Genomic DNA, 2,257 nt, shown 5'->3' with positions numbered 1-2,257 from the left:
GACCCGGTGGTCACCGCGCTCACCGGCGTCCCCGCGCCGCGCTGACGTCCCCGCGCCGCGCCGCGCTGACGGCCCGCGGGCGGGCGCCGGGCGCGGCTGTTCGCCGCCGTGGTCCGGAAGGCTCCGGGCTACGGGGACTACCAGGCCCACACCGACCGGGAGTTGCCGGTCGTCGTCCTGGAACGGCTCGAACCGCCCGCCGACGGCCCAGCCCCAGTGGTGGTGCGCAGCCTCGCGGACAAGCTGCTGGAGGCGCACACCTGGCTGCGCGCGCAGCTGCGCCACGTACGGGAGGAGACGCACGCCCATGTCCCGGGCCGCCCGGCCGCGCTCGGACTGCAGCTGCGCCAGCACTGCCTGGCTTTCTGCGACGGGCTGACGCACCACCACACCGGGGAGGACTCCGCGATCTTCCCCGCCCTCGCGCGCAGCCATCCGGAGCTGGCCGAGGTCCTGGCGCGGCTCGACGAGCAGCACCGGGCCATCGGGCGGATCAAGGAGGAGCTGGTGGGCCTGCTGGCCGGGATCGCGATCACCGAACCGGAGCGGCTCCGGACGGAGCTGGACCGGATGTCCGCCGAGCTGGAGGCACATCTGGACTTCGAGGAGGCGGAACTGCTGCCGGTCCTCGCCGGCATTCCCTTCCCGCCGACCGGGCCCGCACCGGGGCCGTCCACACCGAACCCGTCCGCACCGGGCGGGTCAACGCAGGACGGGTCAACGCAGGGCGGATCAGCACCGGACCGGTCATCACCGGACCGGTCATCACCGGGCGGCGGCTGAAACGGCGTTGCCGCCGTCCCCTTCCCGAGCCGCGGGAGGGGGCGGCGGCACCGGCCCGTCCTTGAACGGGGCGCTCCGTTGCGGCAGTCCTACAGCCCCGAGAACACCGGGAGGTAGCCGCCGGACTGGCCGGCCGCCTTCGGGTGGTAGCTCTCGTCGACCGGCAGGGTGGTGCTGTTCAGCCAGGTGGTCAGCGAGCCGCAGATCTCGTGCTCGTTGAAGATGCTGCGGACGTCACCGAACGCGAAGCCGGCGTTGGCGGCCCGCTTGGCGAGGACGCCGTCCAGGGTGTCGGCGGCACCGTTGATGGCGGCGCGCTTGGTGTCACCGATGCCGAAGATGCAGCTGCCGCCGACCTTGTAGATGTGCGGGTAGCCCATCACCACGACGTGGGCGTTCGGGGACTTGGACTTGATCGCCGAGTACACCTTGTCCAGCTGGCCGGGCAGGGTGGTGGTGGCGTAGCTCTTGGCCGTGTTGACGGCGTTGACGCAGTCGGCGTCCGAGCCGAGGACACAGGTCTGCATGGTGTCGGCGAAGCCCGCGTCGTTGCCGCCGACCGAGATGCTGACCAGCGTGGTGCTGGCGTCCAGGGCGGAGATCTGGCTGTTCAGGATGTCGCCGGTCTTGGCGCCCGAACAGGCGACGAACTTGAAGGAGGACGGCGCGTGCGCGTTCTTCCAGAGGTACGCGTACGCGTTGGTGCTGCGCTTGCAGCTGCCGCTGTCGCTCAGGTAGCTGCCGGCGCCGACACCGGACGAGTACGAGTCGCCGAGGGCCACGTAGTTGACGCCGGCGGCGTTCGCGGACGTCGCGGCGAAGAGCGTCGTCATGGTGAGGCCCGCCGCTATGGCGGCGATGGACAGGGCGCGGGCAGGACGGATCATCACAGCTCCAGTGGGGTGGCGTGGTGAGGGTCACAGAAGTGATACCAGGCGGTAGCCAAACCCGGAAGCGGTCATGCCAAGGATATTGACGGGACGTCCGATAGCTCCGAGATGAACTGCCGCTGACGGTCCGTGATTTCACGCAGGTCAGCGGGGGTGCTCGGTGACGCGCGTAGCGCAGCGCGCGTAGACCGGCAACTTGCAGAAATTTCGTGCAAGACAAGCTCGGAGTTGCCGCCCGGCCATCGCCGGGTCGGATTCGAAGCGAGTGTCAGCCGACCCAGGGGGGGCCGGTGGCACCCGCGAAGGCAGGTCGTAGGTGGGTCAGAAGGGCATCGGCGGCACCACGAGAATTCACCGCTGTGGCCGATCGGAGGCACGTGGCCGATGTTGACGTCCCGCATGGCGGTGCGTCAGGGCATCGCGTCGACCCGGTCAAGCCCGGCCCGGTCAAGCCCCGCCCGGCCCGGTCAAGCCCCGCCCGGCCCGGCGCGCCCCGCAGGGACGTCGCTCGGGAGTACGGCGGCGCGCGAGGTCAGCCCCGCGCGCCGGGGCGGCCACCACCGGGGTGCATGGCACCCGTGTAC

2 protein-coding genes and 1 pseudogene are annotated in these 2,257 nt (G+C 71.1%); 2 read left to right on the top strand and 1 reads right to left on the bottom strand.

Translation table 11 applies throughout. The features are described 5' to 3' along the window. Positions 1 to 93 precede the first annotated feature (93 nt). Together ACIQOV_RS38190 and ACIQOV_RS38185 are read left to right on the top strand one after the other, a co-directional pair. Positions 94 to 171: pseudogene (locus ACIQOV_RS38190) on the top strand (nitroreductase/quinone reductase family protein); the annotation flags it as partial. A gap of 45 nt (positions 172 to 216) precedes the next feature. Further along, a complete protein-coding gene (locus ACIQOV_RS38185; protein WP_401055360.1) occupies positions 217 to 783 on the top strand; it encodes a hemerythrin domain-containing protein in 567 nt (188 codons plus the stop codon). 89 nt (positions 784 to 872) lie between these two features. Here the strand turns inward: ACIQOV_RS38185 and ACIQOV_RS38180 are convergent, their stop codons facing one another. Continuing rightward, the gene (locus ACIQOV_RS38180) at positions 873 to 1,670 is read right to left on the bottom strand and encodes an SGNH/GDSL hydrolase family protein (RefSeq protein WP_387685002.1); all 798 of its coding nucleotides are present in this window, start codon (positions 1,668 to 1,670) and stop codon (positions 873 to 875) included. Between the last annotated feature and the right edge of the window lie 587 nt (positions 1,671 to 2,257).

It is taken from the genome of Kitasatospora sp. NPDC091257 (assembly GCF_044757675.1).
GTDB lineage: Bacteria > Actinomycetota > Actinomycetes > Streptomycetales > Streptomycetaceae > Kitasatospora > Kitasatospora lactacystinica.
This window is presented reverse-complemented; position numbering and strand designations above follow the sequence as displayed.